The organism is Paralimibaculum aggregatum (assembly GCF_030270585.1).
Classification (GTDB): domain Bacteria; phylum Pseudomonadota; class Alphaproteobacteria; order Rhodobacterales; family Rhodobacteraceae; genus Thermohalobaculum; species Thermohalobaculum aggregatum.
In genome coordinates, this window is record NZ_BSYI01000004.1 from 87,249 (window position 1) to 105,125 (window position 17,877).

General features: G+C 70.5%; 15 protein-coding genes. 9 read left to right on the forward strand and 6 right to left on the reverse strand.

From position 1 onward, the window contains the following. Positions 1–344: 344 nt before the first annotated feature. The 5 genes from QSJ97_RS03580 to QSJ97_RS03600 all read right to left on the reverse strand — a co-directional run bounded on the left by QSJ97_RS03580 (position 345) and on the right by QSJ97_RS03600 (position 7,021). Complete coding sequence (locus tag QSJ97_RS03580) at positions 345–998, reverse strand: GntR family transcriptional regulator (RefSeq protein ID WP_285670181.1); 654 nt, start codon at positions 996–998, stop codon at positions 345–347. Then, entirely contained in the window at positions 995–2,119 is a 1,125-nt protein-coding gene (locus tag QSJ97_RS03585; RefSeq protein WP_285670182.1) for a mandelate racemase/muconate lactonizing enzyme family protein, read from the reverse strand. Before QSJ97_RS03585 ends, QSJ97_RS03580 begins: the two co-directional genes overlap by 4 nt. 22 nt (positions 2,120–2,141) lie before the next feature. Then, positions 2,142–3,473 carry an FAD-dependent oxidoreductase gene (locus QSJ97_RS03590; protein WP_285670183.1) on the reverse strand — a complete coding sequence of 444 codons (1,332 nt, stop codon included), beginning with the start codon at positions 3,471–3,473 and terminating at the stop codon, positions 2,142–2,144. A gap of 1,269 nt (positions 3,474–4,742) precedes the next feature. Next, a complete protein-coding gene (locus QSJ97_RS03595; RefSeq protein WP_285670184.1) occupies positions 4,743–6,140 on the reverse strand; it encodes a sensor histidine kinase in 1,398 nt (465 codons plus the stop codon). Then, positions 6,137–7,021, reverse strand: coding sequence for a response regulator transcription factor (locus QSJ97_RS03600; protein WP_434220879.1), 885 nt, complete (start codon positions 7,019–7,021; stop codon positions 6,137–6,139). Before QSJ97_RS03600 ends, QSJ97_RS03595 begins: the two co-directional genes overlap by 4 nt. Between QSJ97_RS03600 and QSJ97_RS03605 the strand changes: the two genes are divergently transcribed. The 6 genes from QSJ97_RS03605 to QSJ97_RS03630 all read left to right on the forward strand — a co-directional run bounded on the left by QSJ97_RS03605 (position 6,955) and on the right by QSJ97_RS03630 (position 13,569). After that, positions 6,955–8,043, forward strand: a complete 1,089-nt coding sequence (locus tag QSJ97_RS03605; protein WP_285670185.1) for a type 2 periplasmic-binding domain-containing protein — start codon at positions 6,955–6,957, stop codon at positions 8,041–8,043. The genes QSJ97_RS03600 and QSJ97_RS03605 overlap by 67 nt on opposite strands. Before the next feature lie 69 nt (positions 8,044–8,112). Next, a complete protein-coding gene (locus tag QSJ97_RS03610; protein WP_285670186.1) occupies positions 8,113–10,143 on the forward strand; it encodes a tripartite tricarboxylate transporter permease in 2,031 nt (676 codons plus the stop codon). Next, positions 10,140–11,204 (forward strand): isocitrate/isopropylmalate dehydrogenase family protein, encoded by a 1,065-nt coding sequence (locus tag QSJ97_RS03615; RefSeq protein ID WP_285670187.1) that lies wholly within the window; start codon positions 10,140–10,142, stop codon positions 11,202–11,204. Before QSJ97_RS03610 ends, QSJ97_RS03615 begins: the two co-directional genes overlap by 4 nt. Next, complete coding sequence (locus tag QSJ97_RS03620; RefSeq protein WP_285670188.1) at positions 11,201–12,292, forward strand: 4-oxalomesaconate tautomerase; 1,092 nt, start codon at positions 11,201–11,203, stop codon at positions 12,290–12,292. The genes QSJ97_RS03615 and QSJ97_RS03620 overlap by 4 nt, the downstream gene beginning before the upstream one ends. 72 nt (positions 12,293–12,364) lie before the next feature. Beyond that, a complete protein-coding gene (locus QSJ97_RS03625) occupies positions 12,365–12,598 on the forward strand; it encodes a hypothetical protein (protein ID WP_285670189.1) in 234 nt (77 codons plus the stop codon). Next, a complete protein-coding gene (locus QSJ97_RS03630) occupies positions 12,595–13,569 on the forward strand; it encodes a D-2-hydroxyacid dehydrogenase family protein (RefSeq protein WP_285670190.1) in 975 nt (324 codons plus the stop codon). Before QSJ97_RS03625 ends, QSJ97_RS03630 begins: the two co-directional genes overlap by 4 nt. On the opposite strand, the gene QSJ97_RS03635 is transcribed toward QSJ97_RS03630, so the two are convergent. Then, on the reverse strand, positions 13,544–14,605 hold the full coding sequence (locus QSJ97_RS03635) for an AbrB family transcriptional regulator (protein ID WP_285670192.1): 1,062 nt from the start codon (positions 14,603–14,605) through the stop codon (positions 13,544–13,546). The genes QSJ97_RS03630 and QSJ97_RS03635 overlap by 26 nt on opposite strands. A 79-nt stretch (positions 14,606–14,684) precedes the next feature. Between QSJ97_RS03635 and QSJ97_RS03640 the strand changes: the two genes are divergently transcribed. The 3 genes from QSJ97_RS03640 to tcuB are packed head-to-tail and all read left to right on the forward strand — an operon-like array spanning position 14,685 to position 17,854. Beyond that, on the forward strand, positions 14,685–15,368 hold the full coding sequence (locus QSJ97_RS03640; protein WP_285670193.1) for a GntR family transcriptional regulator: 684 nt from the start codon (positions 14,685–14,687) through the stop codon (positions 15,366–15,368). Between the two features lie 28 nt (positions 15,369–15,396). Next, positions 15,397–16,803, forward strand: a complete 1,407-nt coding sequence (gene tcuA / locus QSJ97_RS03645; protein WP_285670194.1) for an FAD-dependent tricarballylate dehydrogenase TcuA — start codon at positions 15,397–15,399, stop codon at positions 16,801–16,803. Then, positions 16,793–17,854, forward strand: coding sequence for a tricarballylate utilization 4Fe-4S protein TcuB (tcuB, locus tag QSJ97_RS03650; protein WP_285670195.1), 1,062 nt, complete (start codon positions 16,793–16,795; stop codon positions 17,852–17,854). The genes tcuA and tcuB overlap by 11 nt, the downstream gene beginning before the upstream one ends. The last annotated feature ends 23 nt before the right edge of the window (positions 17,855–17,877 follow it).

Sequence of the window (17,877 nt, forward strand, 5' to 3'; positions counted from 1 at the left end):
TGAGACCGACAACTGTCAGATCGGCTGGCAGGGGGATGCGCCTGGCGGCCCGGAAAGGCCTGCGGTTACTTGGCCGTTCTCGATGTCGCGAGATGCGCAACGATTCGGCACAGTTCCGGCGTGACAGGACAGGGTGCGCAATCCGGATTCGGCGGCGCCATGCATCATTGAGAAGTCAGCGATCCGCTGTCTCAACGTCCAATCCGACGAGTGTCTGGAGATTTGGCAGGGCGCTATTGCCACCAAGTCCGCGCAAGCGTTTTTGCACCGCGCGCAATTACTACAACTGAGGACAGTCGCGCTGTCAAGAAGGATTCACCGGGGCGCCGCGCGGGTTTCGGCGTTCAGGCCAGGTCTTCCATCTGCCGCAGCGTGAACCGGCGCAGATAGCGCATCAGCTCCTCGGACCGGCGCACCGGCTCCGCGCCGTCGCCCGAGACCAGCCCGTCCAGCAGCGCGCAGTAGAGCTCGGTGCAGTAGCGCTGGTCGTCGTCGGTCGCGAAGTATCGCCAGAACCGGCGCGAGAGGCCCTGCGTCGTCTTCATCGAGGAGAGGATGAACTCGTTCTTCGAGGCCTCGGCGAGCGCGCGATGGGTCTGCCGCAGCAGCTCCATGAACCCTGCCCGGTCGTCATGCGGCAGCGGCGCGAGGCGCTCGCGAATCTCGCGGAACCGCCTTGCGTCGTCGGCGTCGAGGCGCTGGGCGGCCTTCTCGATGCACAGCCGCTCGATCGGCTCGCGCAGCTCGAGGAGCTTGAGCATGGTCATCGCGTTGAGCTCGGGGATGACGATGCCTCCCCGCCCGAGGCGGACGAGGTTCTCGCTGGAGAGCCGCACCAGGGCCTCGCGCACCGGGGTGCGGCCGAGCTCCAGCGTCTCCATGAGATCGGCTTCGGGCACCACCGCCCCGGGCGCGATCTCGCAGTTCACGATCATCGCCTCCAGCATCTCGGCCGCGGTCTCGGCCTTGGTCTTCCGCGGCGCGCCTCCCCGGATCATGCCGGAAAGCTCCGGCGGCAGTAGACGAAGGGCTCGACCGCGCCCCAGTCCATCTCGACGCCGAGCCCCGGCAGGCCGCTCGGCTGCACGAAGCCGTCCCGGTCCGGGCGGATCACCTGCCTTGCGCCGAACTCGTACTTCTCGAAGGGCGCCGCCTGCTCGAAGAAGTCGCAGTTCTCGTTGGCCAGCATGAGATGCAGGTTCGCCGCCTGGGTCAGCGTGTAGCCCCAGCTCTGGACCTCGCATTTCATGCCGTGCGCGCGGGAGATCGCCATGCCCTCGTTGCCGCCGGTGAAGCCGCCGATCCCGGTGACGTCGAAACGGCTGCGGTCCCACGAGCGCATCTGCAGCGCGAGCTGGATCAGGCGCAGGTCCGGCACGCTGTTGCCGCCGCAGATCACGTCGGTGTCGAGCGCGTCGGAGAGCGCCTTGTAGCCGGAGAGGTCGCTGTCCGGGATCGGCGCCTCGAAGAACTCCCAGCCCGAGGCGTCCAGCACCCGGCCCATGCGCAGCGCCTGGTTCAGCGAGTAGTTGGCATCGGCATCGAGGATCCAGCCGATGCCTTGGCCGGCAAACTCCTCGCGCAGCCGTTTCACCAGCCGCAGATCGTCGTGAAAGCGGCAATAGGGATGGATCTTGATGGCGCGGTAGCCGCGGTCGATCATGCGGTGGCAATAGGCGAGATAGGCATCGTCGTCCGGCAGCAGCGGGCTCGAGGCATAGGCCGGGATCCGGTCGCGCACCGCGCCGAGCATCTGGTAGATCGGCAGCCCCAGCGTCTTGGCCTTGCCGTCGTGCAGCGCGATGTCGAACAGCGATGTCGCGAGATGGCCGAGCGGCACGTAGCGCCCGCGCATGTCGCTGTAGATCTGCGGAATGTCGAGGATGTTGCGCCCGAGCACGAAGGGCGCCATCAGCGCGGCGGCGGAGAACACCGACCGGTCGAACTCGTGCTCGGTATAGACGGTCTGCCCGGCGATCGCCTCGATCCCGTTCGAGAGCGTGAGCCGCGCGATCACCAGCGCCTCGTACATCTCGCCGAGATGCGAGGACCAGGTGACCCGCTCGCCGCCGGGGCCGATGGCAACGAGCTCGATTCCTTCGACCAGTGCCGCGGGCATGACGCCTCCTCCAGCCGCCGGACTATCCGGCGCGCATCCGCTCCGAGATCCCGACCCCGTCGATGTCGCGAAACTCCAGCCCCTCCCGGATCGAGAGGTCTGCCGCCAGCGCCGCGGCGCGCCCGTATTCGAAGCACTGGGCGGTGACCCGGCAGCTCGCCAGCGCCTCGTGCTCGGCGCTCAGGCAGCGCCCGGCGACGATCACGTTGCGGCCGGTCTGCGGCACCAGCGTCGCGAAGGGCACGTCGTAATACTCGTCCACCAGCCATTCGGTGCGCGGCTTGGCGCCATAATGCAGCTCGATCGGCCAGCTCGAGCGGGCGATCGAATCGGCGCATTTCCGGGCGCCGACGACGTCCCCGTTCATCAGCCGCTTCACCCCCTCGATCGAGCGGGTCTGCCGCACGCCGACCTCCTGCGCATAGTCGATGAAATAGGCGTTCTCGCAGCCCGGGATCTCCTCCTTGAGAAACTGGAAGAAGGCCCGTGCCTGGTAGATCGAGAACTGCTCCGCCTCGGAGTGATCGACCGGGTCGGTGACGTCGAGATCCCGCCCGTCGAAGCCGGTGATCTTGGTGCCGTTGACCAGCACCTCGCCGGGATTGACCGTCGGGAACAGCCAGACCTTCTTGCGCAGCAGCTCGTCGCGCCGCTCCAGCTTTTCGATGACCTTTGCCGGCGAGATCGTGTCCGCACCCCAGTAGTCGAGGTAGCGCTCGCGGTCGACATTGCCGATCTTGAACATCATCGAGGGGTTCTGGATGACGCCGTTGTTGCCCTTGGTGGTACCGAGCCCCATGCGGAACACCGCATCGCCGTCGCCGCTCGCATCGATGAAGCGCCGGGCGTGGACACGGGTGAAGCCCGAGCGGGTGTGCAGCACGAGCCCGGTCAGCGCGTCCTCCTCGGTGATCACGTCGACCATCTCGGTGTGGTAGAGGATCTGCACCCCGGCGCCGCGCAGGAGATCGGTGGCGGTGCGCTTGTAGGTCGCGCAGTCATGGGTCGCGACCCAGGTCTTGCCGTAGATCTGCGGCGCGGTCAGGCCGCCTCCGGCCTCCAGCGCGGCGCGGAACCGCTCGGCAAAGCCGAAGATGATCTGCTGCGGCTGCGCGACATGCGGGTCCTCGGCGGTCATGTAGAGGCCGCAGATGGTGCCCGACATGCCGGAGACCGCGGCGCCGCCGCAGAAGCCGAGCCGCTCGATCAGCAGCGTCGCATGCCCCGCCTCAGCGGCGGTCGTCGCCGCGGCGATGCCGGCCGGGCCGCCGCCCAGCACGACGATGTCGAAACGCCCGAATTCCGGGAGATCGCGAAACCCCGCCTCCGACAGGCTCGGCTGGTAACTCGGCATGCTGCGCGCCCCCTCGTCTGCATATTTGAAATATATTTAGAATATGAAATCGGAAGAGACGACCCGGTTGAGACGCTTTCTCCATCGAAACCGACATTCCGCCGCCCCCCGGCACAGCCGAGCCGGTCTCGGCGAGGGGACGTGGCCCGCGCGCTCCAGCCAGCCCCATTCGGGCAATGCCCGCGCGACGGAGATACCCGCTCCTCGACTGCAGCCGCCGAGGCATCGCAGGTCCCGCAGACGCCGCCATCTCGAACCGAACCGGCTGCGCCGGGGCGCCTACGGGAAAGCTCGCGAAAACGCAGGCACGATTCCCGCGAGCCGCAATGCCTGCTGGCTGGCCGCCTGGCCCGTGCCGGGAAACCGCGCCGCGACCGCGTGACGGGTGGTGCGACAGCAGCGAGGGAACACCCGTCCACCCGAGCATTCGCCTCGGGCGCCTGTATGAGTGCATGGCCCTGCACCTCTATCGCGACGATTGCCGCGGCCCAGCCCTCGCCCCTTGCAATGCGGAGGAATGCCTGGCCCCCGAGAATGCGCCTCGGAAGGGGGGCTGCGAGAGCGCACGGGTCTGCACCTCTATCGCGGCGATTGCAGCGGGCCAGCCCACGCCCTTGGCAACGCGGAGGAATGCCCAGCTCCCCCGGGATGCGCCTCGGGCGACTGCGGGAGTGCATGGCCCTGCACCACCGTCGAGGCGATGGTCGCGGGCCAGCCCTCGCCCCCGGCAACGGAGCCATCGGGCGTGCGGGCAGCGTGGCCGACCCGGGGGCATCCCGAGCCGACGGGGGAGCGACGCGCCGGGTCGAGTGGGAGCCGGGCCCTCCGCATCGTGTAGGGGAGCGCGCAAAGACCGGGTATGATGCGTTTCACAGCGGCGCTCGCCTCGGCATGCGGAGCCCCGGCCCGCGCCGCGCCGCTTCTTCGAGATGCGGGCGAAGGATGCCGCGGTGGGGCCTGCGCGGAATCTGGCGCTCCCGAAGAACAGGGTCGCCACGGCCTGTTCGCGCGTCCAGACGGGCAGGCCCTCGAAGGCGGTGCCCGACATGCCCAGGCGGCTCCACCGGCAGGTGCCGTTGGTGCGGATCGGCTAGCGGCCGCGGGCGTTCATTGCCGGGGTCGGGGCTGTGCGGCGTCTGGCAGGGCACCGCGCCGGCATTGCCCGGTCACCAGCCGCCGGCGCTTGGCCCCGGCGAATGCCGGAGCGCGCCGAGATCGATCGGGAGAGCCGGGGCATCCGGCCGGCGATGCCGGCGGAGATCCGGGGCGTCACCGGCCGGGCCGGCCGGGCGCCAGCGGCAGCAGCAGGCTGAGGCTCGCGCCCTTGTCGGCCGCGTCGATCCTGAGCCTGCCGCCATGCTTCTCGGCGACGGTCGCGGCGAAGGCGAGACCGAGCCCGCTCCCCGCCCCCGGTTCGAGCTGGGCGAAGCGGCGGAACACCACGGCTTCGGCCTCGGGCGGCAGCGGCTTGCCGTCGTCGCTGACCGTGATGCGGGCGAAGCGCCCCTCCGCCCCGGTCTCCACTCCGGTCTCCACCGCGATCTCGGCAAGCCCGGCGCCGCCATGGACCAGCGCATTGTCCAGCAGGTTCTTCAGCGCCTCGCCGAGAAAGACCGGGTCGGCCTCGACCACCAGCGGCCCGGAGGCCGCCTCGAAGGCGAAGCCGATCCCGCGGCGCAGCGCCGCCTCGGCGAACCCGGCGCAGATCTCCTCGACCAGCGCGTTCAGCTCCACCCGCTCGCGGGCACCCTGCCCCGGATCATGGGCGAGGCGCTCCATCGACAGCAGCTGCTCGGTGACGCGGGCGGCGCGGCGGGCGGCCTGCACCAGCTCGGCGCGGCGGCGGTCCTGCTCCGGGCCGGGGGCGGCGTGCTCCAGCGCCTCGGCCATGGCCAGCAGCCCGGCCGTGGGGTTGCGGAGCTGGTGCGCGGCGTCGGAGATGAAGGCCTGGTGCGCCGCGATGCTGTCGGAGACCTGGCCGAGCAGCCGGTTGAGCGTGTCGACGATGCCGCGCGCCTCGGCCGGCACCGGGCCCTCGATGCGGCTGAGATCGTCCGGCGACCGGCGGGCGATGGCGCGGTGCAGCTCGCGCAGCGGATGCAGGCCGAGATGCACGCTGAACCAGACCACCAGCGCGAGAATCGCCAGCAGCATGCCCATCAGCGCCGCCGCCCGCAGCGCGAGGCCGCGGGCGAAGGCCTCCCGCTCGGCCAGCCGCTGCCAGACGCGCACCCGGGCATCCCCCACCATCGGGCCGATCGCCATGGTCTCGACGATGCGCAGCACCCGCACCGGCTCGCCGCGATAGACCGCCTCGTAGAACCGCATCCGGGCGGCGGGGTCGCGGTCGGCGCCGCGCTCCACCGGGGGATAGGCATAGCCGGTGACATGCACCCCGTCCGGCGCGGTGACGTGGTAGAACACCTCGCCGCCGGAGGCGTCCTCGATCAGCGCCCGGGTGGAGGAGGACAGCGCGTCGCCGCCGGAGATCGCCACGTCGCGGGAGATCGCCAGCGCGGTTGCCAGCAGCGAGCGGTCGAACAGCTCCGCCGCGGTCCGCTGCGCCGCCTGGTAGCGCCAGAGCCCGAGCCCGGCCGCCGCCAGCGCGAGCGGCAGCAGGATCAGCACCAGGAGCCGCATCCGCAGCGAGAGCGGCCGGCGCCTCACTCATCCGCCTCCAGCATGTAGCCGAGGCCGCGGGCGGTGCGGATCCGCACGCCGTATTGCGCGATCCGCCGGCGCAGGCGCGAGACATGGGGCTCGATGGCGGACAGCTCGGCATCGGCGCCGACGCCGTAGACGTGATCGAGAAGCTGCGATTTCGGCACCAGCCGGCCGCGCCGCTCGAGCAGGCATTCGAAGGTGGCAAGCTCGCGGCGCGGGATGTCGAGCGCCTCGTCGCCGGCCCAGACCTGGCGCGCCGCGCGGTCGAAGGCCAGCGCGCCGATCGCCTCGCGGGCGCCATAGTCGAGCGCCTTGCGCCGGGAGAGCGCGCGGATGCGGGCCTCCAGCTCGTCCATCGCGAAGGGCTTCACGAGATAGTCGTCGGCGCCGGCATCGAGCCCGGTGACCCGGTCGCGGGTGTCGCTGCGGGCGGTGAGCAGGATCACCGGCGTGCCGTCGCCGCGGCGGCGCATGGCGCGCAGCACCTCGAGCCCGCTCAGCCCGGGCAGGTTGATGTCGAGCACGACGAGATCGGCCCCTTCCTGCGCGAGGAAGCGGTCGGCGACCGCACCGTCGGCGACGACATCGGCCGCATGGCCCCGGTCGCGGAGCCGATAGGCAATGGCGTTCGCCAGCGACGGGTTGTCTTCGACAACGACGATCCGAATCGTTTCACGTTCCGCAAGTTTCCCGCAAGGTAGCCGGACTAGGTTCCGCGCGTTCGCAAGGGGAATCAATACCCCGGCAGACACTGGAAACCGATTGCGGCGGCGTGCATCTCTGCTCGCCCATGCAGATACAAAACGGGAGGAAACAGATGAACCTGTCGAAATTTGCCAAGAGCCTCGTTGCGGCCACGTTCCTGAGTGGCGCCGTCGCGGCACCGGCGGTCGCCGAGACCGATTTCAGCGGCCAGACCATCGAATGGGTCATCCCGTTCTCCGAGACCGGCGGCTCGGCCAAATGGGCCAACTTCTTCGCGCCGCTGCTGTCCGAGGCGCTGCCCGGCAACCCGACCGTGGTGGTGAAGTTCATGCCCGGCGCCGGCTCGACCAAGGGCGCCAACTGGTTCCAGAGCCAGGAGCACGAGGACGGCACGCTGCTGTTCGGCACCTCGGGCTCGACGCAGTTCCCCTATCTGCTGGGCGACCCGCGCGTGCGCTACGAGTATTCCGACTGGAACCCGGTGATGGCCACCGGCACCGGCGGCGTCGCCTATCTGAACGCCGAGGACGGCAAGAAGTTCGACGGCTCGGCCAATGGCCTGAAGGGCATCGACTTCATCTACGGCTCGCAGGGCGCCACCCGGCTCGACCTCGTGCCGCTGCTGGCCTGGAAGATGCTCGGCATGAACGTCGAGCCGGTGTTCGGCATCAAGGGCCGCGGCGACGGCCGGCTGATGTTCGAGCGCGGCGAGGCGACGATCGACTACCAGACCTCCTCGGGCTATCTCGGCGCCTCGGTCGATCTGGTCGCCGCCGGCACCGCGGTGCCGATGATGAGCTGGGGCGCGCTGGACGACGACGGCAACATCGTCCGCGACCCGACCTTCCCCGACATCCCGACCTTCAAGGAGGTCTGCGAGGCCACCGAGGGCTGCGCGACCTCGGGCGAGGCCTGGGACGCCTGGAAGGCCTTCTTCGTGGCCGGCTTCCCGTCGCAGAAGATCGCCTTCCTGCCCGCCGGCACGCCGCAGGAGGTTATCGACACCTATGTGAAGGCCTTCGAGGCGGTCCGCGCGCGGCCCGACTTCAAGACCCTCGCGGCCAAGCAGGTCGGCAAGTATCCGATGTTCGTCGGCGCCGGCGCGGCGCGGGCCACCAAGGATGCCACCACGGTCTCGCCCGAGGCGAAGGCGTTCGTGCTGGACTGGCTGGAGCAGGATTATGGCGTCTCGCTGAACTGAGCGCGCCGGGGCGGCGCGGGCTGCCGGCCCGCTGCCGCCCTCCCTGCATTCCCTGAAAAGGCTGGTTCCATGGACATCTTTGCGACGGCGCTGCCCGCGCTCGGCGACGCGTGGGGGCTCATCCTGCAGCCGGTCGTCATCGGCTATCTCCTGCTCGGCGTGGCGATGGGGCTGGCGGTCGGGGTCTTTCCCGGCCTCGGCGGCATCGCCGGGCTCTCGCTGCTCCTGCCCTTCATGTTCGGCATGGAGCCGGTCTACGGCCTCGCGCTGATGATCGGCATGGTGGCGGTGGTGCCCACCAGCGACACCTTCTCCTCGGTGCTGATGGGCATTCCGGGCTCTTCGGCCTCGCAGGCGACGGTGCTCGACGGCTTCCCGATGGCCAAGAACGGCCAGGCGGCGCGGGCGCTCGCGGCGGCCTTCACCTCCTCGCTGTTCGGCGGGCTGGTCGGGGCGCTGTTCCTGACGCTCTTCATCCTGGTGGCGCGGCCGATCGTGCTGGCCTTCGGGCTGCCCGAGATGCTGATGATCACCATCCTCGGGCTCTCGATGGTGGCGGTGCTGGCCGGGCGCGTGGCGCTGAAGGGCCTCGCCGCGGCGGGCCTCGGCCTGATGGTCGGCACCATCGGCGAGGCCGATGCCGGCGGCTCGCTGCGCATGGCGACCTACGATATTCCCTACCTGATCGACGGGCTCAAGCTGGTGATCGTCGGCCTCGGCATCTTCGCGGTGCCGGAGATCGTCTCGCTGCTGCGCCAGGACCGGGCGATCGCGCGCGAGGCCAGGCTCGGCGCCGGCTGGGCCGACGGCGTGCGCGACTGGGTGGCCAACAAGTGGCTCTCGGTGCGCTGCTCGCTGATCGGCGTGCTGATCGGCGTGATCCCGGGCCTCGGCGGCTCGGTGGTGGACTGGATCGCCTATGGCCACGCGGTGCAGACGACGAAGGACAAGTCGCGCTTCGGCAAGGGCGAGGTGCGCGGCGTGATCGGGCCGGAGAGCTCGAACAACGCCAAGGAAGGCGGCGGGCTGGTGCCGACGCTCCTGTTCGGCATCCCCGGCTCGGGCTCAATGGCGGTCTTCATCGGCGCGATCGCGCTGCTCGGCTCCGGCGATATCGAGGTCGGGCCGAAGATGCTGCAGGACAATCTCGACATCACCTATTCGATCGTCTGGCTGCTGGCGCTGGCCAATGTCTTCGGCACGCTGCTCTGCATCGCGCTGTCGGGCGGCATCGCCAGGATGACGACGATCCGCTTCACCTATCTCGCGCCGTTCCTGTTCATGCTGATCAGCTTCGCGGCGTTCCAGTCGGGGCAGAACTTCGAGGACCTGCTGGCTCTGGTCGGCATCGGCCTGATCGGCATCTTCCTGCGCCGGTTTGACTGGTCGCGCCCGGCCTTCCTGATCGGCTTCGTGCTGTCCAACCCGGTGGAGAAGTTCTCCAACCAGGCGTTCCAGATCGCCAGCTTCCGCTTCCGCAAGAGCTTCGAGGAGGGCATCGACTACATCTTCAGCCCGATCGTGATCGTGCTCATCGTGGTGACGGTGGTCTCGGTGGTCGTCGGCATCCGGCAGGCCAAGAGCATCATGGCCGAGGGCGACGTGAAATCGGGCTCCAAGCGCGCGCCGCTGGTGTTCCTGCTGATCGTCTCGGCCTATCTGGCGACCGCCGTGGTCAATGCCAGCCTGATCCCCGATATCAACATGACCGACAAGATCGTGCCGATGGTGGTGGGCGGCATCGCGCTGGCCTGCTGCGCGGTGCTGTTCGTGCAGATGATGCTGCGGCCCGAGACCGACCCGATCTTCGCCGACAAGGAGACCGCCGGCGAGGATGCCGAGGCGCCGCACGGGCTCTGGCCGACGCTGGCCTGGTTCGGCGGGCTGATCGCGGCGACCTGGGTGCTCGGCTTCATCCTGGCGCTGGCCGGCTTCCTGATCGCCTTCCTGCGGCTGCGCGCGCAGGCCGGCTGGGGCAAGGTGCTGCTGCTCACCGCCTGCGGCATCGCCTTCATGTGCCTGATGGCCGGGGCGCTCAACCGCGACTTCCCGCCGGGGATGCTGCAGGATGCGGTCGACCTGCCCTGGCCGCTGAAGTGAGCAGCCTGCGCCTGCTCTGCCTGCCCGGCGACGGGATCGGCCCGGAGATCGCCGGCGCGACGCTCCGGGTGCTCGCGGCGGCCGCGCCGCGGCTCGGCCGGTCGCTCGAGGTCGAGACCGCGGAGATCGGCTTCGCGGCGCTCGCCGCGGCGGGCACGACGATCCCGGAGGCGGTGCTGGCACGGGCCCGCGCCGCCGACGGGGTGATCCTCGGCCCGGTCTCGCACAACGACTATCCGCCGGTCGCCGAGGGCGGCCGGAACCCCTCCGGCGTGCTGCGGCGCGAGCTCGCGCTGTTCGCCAACATCCGCCCCGCCCGGACCTATCCGGGGCTGGCCTCGCCGACCGGCCGGCGCTTCGATCTGGTGATCGCCCGCGAGAATCTCGAGGGCTTCTATGCCGACCGCAACATGGCTGCCGGCGGCGGCGAGTTCATGCCCGAGCCCGGCATCGCGCTGGCTATGCGCAAGATCACCGAGGCCGGCTCGCGGCGCATCGCCGAGGCGGCGTTTCGCCTCGCGGCGGGGCGGCAGGCGCGCCGGGTCACGGCGATCCACAAGGCCAACGTGATGCGCCTGTCGGACGGGCTGTTCCTCGAGGTGGTGCGCGAGGTGGCGGCGCGCCACCCGGAGATCGCCTGCGAAGAGCTTCTCGTCGATGCCGCCGCCGCCCACCTCGTGCGCGAGCCGGAGCGCTTCGACGTGCTGCTCTGCACCAACATGTTCGGCGACATCCTGTCGGACCTCGCCGCCGAGCTGGCGGGCGGGCTCGGGCTGGCCGGCTCGCTCAACCACGGCGAGACCAATGCGGTGGCGCAGGCGCAGCACGGCTCGGCGCCCGGCATCGCCGGGCAGGATCGCGCCAATCCGGTCTCGCTGATCCTTTCGGCGGCGATGCTGCTGCGCCATCTCGGCGAGGCGCCAGCCGCCGCCGCCATCGAGGCCAGCGTCGCCCGCGCCCTCGCCGCCCCCGAAAGCCGGACCGGCGATCTCGGCGGGCCGCTCGGCACCGCGGGTTTCACCGATCTTCTCTGCCAACTGATCCCGGAGGCACCGCAATGACCCAGACCGCGATCCCCTTCGTCTTCATGCGGGGCGGCACCTCGCGCGGCCCCTATTTCAACCGCGGCGACCTGCCGGAGGATCGCGACACCCTCGCCGAGGTGCTGATCGCCGCGGTCGGCTCGGGCCATCCGCTCAACATCGACGGCATCGGCGGCGGTGCGGCGGTCACCACCAAGGTGGCGATGCTCTCCCGCTCCGACGAGGACGGCATCGACATCGACTACTTCTTCGCCCAGGTCTCGGTGGAGGACCGGCTGGTCGACTTCAAGCCGACCTGCGGCAACATCCTCTCCGGCGTTGGCCCGGCGGCGATCGAGATGGGGCTGGTGCAGCCCGCCGGTGACCAGACCGAGATCCGCATCCGCGCGGTCAACACCGGGGCCGAGGTGCTGGCCCGGGTGCAGACCCCGGGCGGCACGCTCACCTATGAGGGCGAGACCGCGATCGCCGGCGTGCCGGGCACCGCCGCCCCGGTGGCGCTCAGCTTCATGGGGGTGGTCGGCTCCTCCACCGGCGCCTTCCTGCCGAGCGGGCATCTGCGCGACGAGATCGACGGGGTCGAGGTCACCTGCATGGATGTCGCGATGCCGATGGTGATCGCCCGCGCCGCGGATCTGGGGCTGACCGGCTACGAGAGCGCCGAGGCCCTGGATGCCGACCGCGACTTCTTCGCCCGGATGGAGGCGATCCGAATCGAGGCCGGCCGGCGCATGGGGCTGGGCGACGTCTCGAAATCGGTGACGCCGAAATTCGGCCTGCTCGCCCCGGCGCGCGCCGGCGGCACCATCGCGACGCTCTACTTCATGCCGTGGAACGCGCATCCGAGCATGGCGGTGACCGGCTCGCAGTGCCTCGCCTCCTGCGCGCTGACGCCCGGAACGGTGGCCGACGGCCTGCTTGAGCGGCCCGCCACCGGCCCGGCCGAGATCGTGCTCGAGCATCCCTCGGGCACCATCGACGTGCTGGTGGATTTCGAGATGTCCGATGGCTTCACCCTGCGCTCGGCGGGGCTGGTGCGCACCGCCCGCAAGCTGGCCGACGGCCGGATCTACGTGCCCGGCCGGATCTGGGCCGGCCCGGCCTGAGCGGGGCCCAAGCGGGGAATTGATCCGCGGCAGCAGATATTGTATACGGCAGTATACACAAGGGAGGCGCCCATGTCCGCTCAAAGCAAGTTCGACGCCGCCACCGAAGCCCTGATCGCGGCGCGCGAGGCCCTGCAGCGCGAGATCGCCGGCTATCCGACCCCGGTCTCCGGCTGCGATCTGCAATACACCCACCTGATCGGGCAGCTTTCCCGGGTCCGCCGCGCCATCGAGGCGCTCGACCGGGAGGTCTTCGTCGCGACGCCCCGGCAGCTGGCGCCGGAAGGCCGGGCGGCGCGCCGGTGAAGGTCCATATCCTCGACGACTGGTTCGACACCCTGCGCGGCCTGCCCTGCTTCGCCAGGCTCGCGGGCCATGACGTGACCGTCTGGACCGACCATCTGGAGGACGAGGCGGCGCTGGCCGCCCGGCTTGCCGAGGCCGAGGCGCTGGTGCTGTTCCGCGAGCGCACGAAGGTGACCCGCGGGCTGCTGGAGCGGCTGCCCGGCCTGCGCCTCGTGAGCCAGCGCAGCGTCTACCCGCATGTCGATGTCGCCGCCTGCACCGATCATGGCGTGCTGCTCTGCTCCAACATGCATGCCGGCACGCCCTCCTATGCCGCGGCGGAGCTCACCTTCGGGCTGATCCTCGCGGCGATGCGCCAGATCCCGCAGCAGATGGCGGCAGCCAAGGCCGGGCGCTGGCAGATCGGCGTCGGCAAGACCCTGCGCGGGCGCCGGCTCGGCCTCTATGGCTATGGCCGGATCGCGACGGCGGTGGCGGGCTATGCCGAGGCCTTCGGGATGGAGGTGGTCTGGTGGGCCTCGGAGGCGGGCCGCGCCCGTGCCGCGGCGGATGGCCGGCAGCTCGCCGCGAGCCGCGAGGCCTTCTTCGCGGCGAGCGACGTGGTCTCGGTCCATGTCCGGCTGAAGCCCGAGACCCGCGGGATCGTGACGCTGGCAGACCTCACCGCGATGCAGCCGGGGGCGGTCTTCGTCAACACCTCGCGCGCCGGGCTGGTGGCGCCAGGGGCGCTGCTGGCGGCGCTCGAGGCCGGGCGGCCGGGCATGGCGGCGGTGGACGTGTTCGACACCGAGCCGCTGACCGATCCGTCCGACCCCCTGCTCGCGCATCCCAACCTGATCGCCACGCCGCATATCGGCTTCGTCACCGAGGACGAGTTCGACCTGCAGTTCGCCGACATCTTCGACCAGGTGAACGCCTATGCCGAGGGCGCGCCGATCAACATGATCAATCCGGAGGTCTGGCGCGGCTGAGCAGCGCCGCCGCCAGCGGCGCTCCGGTGATCACGATGATCAGCCGCACCAGGTGGTGCGTCACCACGAAGCCGAGATCGGCGCCGGTCACGATGGCGAGCACCGTCATCTCGGCCTGCCCGCCCGGCGCGAAGGCGAGGAAGGCCTCGACCGGGTTGCCGAGGCCGAGCCCCATCACCACCTGGCTGAACCCCGCCGCCAGCAGCGCGAGCAGCGAGACGAAGGCGACGCCCGCCATCACCACCCGGCGCAGCTCGCCCAGCGTCACGCCGACGAACTGCACGCCGATCCCCGCCCCGATCAGGAACTGCGCGGCGAGGATCGCCTCGCGCGGCGGGCGCATGTGGATCAGCCCGGCGAGCGACATCGCCGCCGCCACGATCAGCGGCCCGAGGATCGCCGCGCCGAACAGCCCGACGCGTTCGCCGAGCTTCCAGCCGACCAGCGCGGCAAGCGCCATCAGCCCGATCTCGTGCAGCGGGATCTCCGCCGCCGGCGCGCCGATCGGATTGGCGAGGCTGACCCCGTAGAACTGCGTCAGCAGCACCGGCGCCACGGTCACGATGATCAGCACCCGGGTCGCATGGATCAGCGACAGCGCGCGCGGGTTGCCGCCCGCCTCGGTGCCGAAGATCACCATGTCCTGGAGCCCGCCGGGCATCGCGGCGTAATAGGCGGTGGCCGGGTCGAACTTCCAGACATGGCGGAAGAACGGCACGCCGATCAGCGCGATCAGCACGATGAATAGCGGCACCAGCGCGATCGAGCCCGCCATGGTCGGCAGCTGGGCGAAGAGCGCCGGGGTGATCGAGGCGCCGACCGCGACGCCGAGCACCGTCCGAGCGCCCACCGAGACCTGGCCGAACTCGGCCAGCGGCGCGCCGAGCAGGGCAGACAAGAGGCACGCCGCCATCGGCCCGAACAGGAAGGGCAGCGGCAGGCCGAGCGCCGAGAAGAGATACGTGCCCAGCCCGGCCGCTGCAAAGGTGAAGGCCCGCCATCTGTGGCGGGACAGGAAGCCTGCGGTGTTCGGCATCGGCGGGAATTCCCTCGCGGTTGACGTAATGTGCATCCATGTGTATACGATTGGATACACAAAACAAGCGAGTCGTGCAATGACCGACACCGAGGACAACCAGCCGGCGCCGGCGCAGCCGCAGGGGAACGCGGCCTATCGCCAGATCCTCGAGCAGATCCGCCAGGGCGCGCTGCTGCCGGGCGACCGGCTGCGCGAGACCGAGCTGGCCGAGCGCCTCGGCGTGAGCCGCACCCCGGTGCGCGAGGCGATCCGCCAGCTCGAGGCCGACGGGCTGGTGCAGCACGTGCCGCGCCACGGCGCCACCGTGCGGGTGCTCGACTATGCCGAGATCATGGAGCTCTACGACATGCGCGTGGTGCTCGAGGGCACCGCGGCGCGGCTGGCGGCGCGAGCCGCCTCGGATGTGGAGATCGACGAGCTGGAGGCGATCAATGCCGAGCTCGCCGCGGCCGGCACCGGCCCCGACGCGGCGCGGCTCAACCGGCTCTTTCACGGCACGCTGTTCGACGCCGCGAAGAACCGGTTCCTCAGCCGCTCGATGCAGACCCTGCAGAAATCGCTGATGATCCTCGGCCCCTCGATGCTCTCGGACGAGACCCGCGCCGAGGCGGCGCTGGCCGAGCACCGCGTCCTGCTGACAGCGCTCAAGGCCCGCGACGGCGCCGCCGCCGAAGCCGCCATGCGCGCCCATATCGAGGCCTCGCAGCGGCTGCGCGTGCGCGCCCTGCGCGACCGCGACCGGCCCAGCGACGACATCTGACCAGCCCGACCGGAGGAAGCCAATCCCGATGTCTCCACTCGACCGGCACCCAGCCGACCACTGGGACGTCGCCATCATCGGCGGCGGCAATGCGGGGCTCTGCGCGGCGATCACCGCGGCCGAGGCCGGTGCCCGCGTCATCGTGCTCGAGACCGCGCCGAAGCCCTATCGCGGCGGCAACTCCCGGCACACCCGCAATTTCCGCTGCATGCACGAGGGCCCGCTCTCGGTGCTGGTCGAGCGCTATGACGAGGAGGAGTATCTCGAGGATCTCCTCAAGGTCACCGGCGGCCGGACCGACGAGGGGCTGGCCCGCCTCGCGATCCGCAGCTCGCAGGCGTGCCTGCCCTGGATGGAGGCGCATGGCGTGCGCTTCCAGCCCTCGCTCTCGGGCACGCTGTCGCTGGCCCGGACCAACGCCTTCTTCATGGGCGGCGGCAAGAGCCTGGTGAACGCCTATTACCGCACCGCCGAGGGGCTCGGGGTGGAAGTCTGCTACGAGGCGGGCGTCACCCATCTCGAGCTCGAGGGCGGCCGCATCACGCGGGTCGACGTCACGCAGGGCGGGCAGAGCTTCTCGCTGACGCCGCGCGCGGTGGTGGTGGCCTCCGGCGGCTTCCAGGCGGATCTCGACTGGCTGACCCGCGCCTGGGGGCCGGCGGCGAAGAACTTCCTGATCCGCGGCACCCCCTACAACCGCGGCGTGGTGCTGGCGGACCTGCTGGCGCAGGGCGTCGAGAGCGTCGGCGACCCGACCCAGTGCCACGCGGTGGCGATCGACGGCCGCGCGCCGAAATTCGACGGCGGCATCGTGACCCGGCTCGACTGCGTGCCCTTCTCCATCGTGGTCAACAGGGATGCCGAGCGCTTCTACGACGAGGGCGAGGATGTCTGGCCCAAGCGCTATGCGATCTGGGGCCGGCTGGTCGCGGCACAGCCTGACCAGGTCGGCCATGTGATCATCGACGCGAAGTCGCTCGAGCTCTTCATGCCCTCGGTGTTTCCGCCGATCCGCGGCGAGACGCTGGACGAGCTCGCCGGCAAGATGGGCCTGCCGGCGGATCGCCTGCGCGCCACGGTGGCGGCGTTCAACGCCGCCTGCGGCGACACCTCGGCCTTCCACCCGACCGAGCTCGACGGCGTCGCCACCACCGGGATCGAGCCGCCCAAGACCAACTGGGCGCGCCCGATCGACACCCCGCCCTTCTACGGCTATGCCCTGCGCACCGGCGTCACCTTCACCTATCTCGGGCTCAAGGTCGATGCGCGGGCGCAGTGCTGCACCGCCTCCGGCCCGATCGAGAACCTCTGGGCCGCGGGCGAGACCATGGCCGGCTCGATCCTCGGACAGGGCTATCTCGCCGGTTTCGGCATGACCATCGGCACCGTCTTCGGCCGTATCGCGGGCCAGGAGGCCGCCGCCCATGCACGCTGATCTGCTCCAGGAAGCCCGCCGCCAGTCGGAGATCTGCAACGCCTGCCGCTATTGCGAGAGCTATTGCGCGGTGTTCCCGGCGATCCACCGCGAGCGCGCCTTTGCCGATGCCGACCTCACGCAGCTTGCCAATCTCTGCCACAACTGCCGCAACTGCTACTATGCCTGCCAGTACACCGCGCCGCACGAGTTCGCGCTGAACCTGCCGAAGATCCTCGCCGAGCTGCGGCAGGAAAGCTGGGACGACTTCGCCTGGCCGCGGGGCTTCGCGCGGCTGTTCCAGCGCTCCGGCACGGCGATCGCGCTGGCGGCGGTGGTCGGCCTCGCGCTGATGATCTGGGCGGCGCGGGCGATCGGCCCGGCCGGCGGCGAGGGCTTCTATGCCGTGCTCTCGCACAACGCCATGGTGGCGATCTTCGCCCCCGCCTTCCTGCTGCCGCTGGCGAGCCTCGGGGTCAGCCTCCGGCGCTACTGGCGCCATGTCGGCGGGCGGCCGCTGACCCGGGCCGACATCCTGGCCGCCTTCGGCTCGGCGGCGCGGATGCGCAACCTCGCCGGCGGCCATGGCGACGGCTGCAACTTCGAGGACGAGGACCGGTTCTCGCAGGCCCGCCGGATCGCGCACCAGCTGGTGATGTACGGCTTCCTGCTCTGCTTCGCCGCCACCTCGGTGGCCACCGTGATGCACTATGCCTTCGCGATGCCGGCGCCCTACCCGCTGCTGTCGCTGCCCAAGCTGTTCGGCATCACCGGCGGCGTGATGCTGGCCGCCGGCACGGGCTGGATGGTGGCGCTCAAGCTCCGGGCCGACCGGGCGCTCGGCGATGCCTCGGCCTGGGGCGGCGAGATCGGCTTCGTGCTGCTGCTCGGGCTGGTCGCGGTCTCCGGCCTCGCGCTCTATGCGCTGGGGCAGACGGCGGCGATGCCGGGGCTGCTGGCGCTGCATCTCGGCGCGGTGCTGGCCTTCTTCCTGCTGACGCCCTTCACCAAGATGGCCCACGGCTTCTACCGGCTGGCGGCGCTGCTGCGGGAGGCGCAGTCCCGCCGCTGAGCGCTGCATAGCAGCTTTGCGGG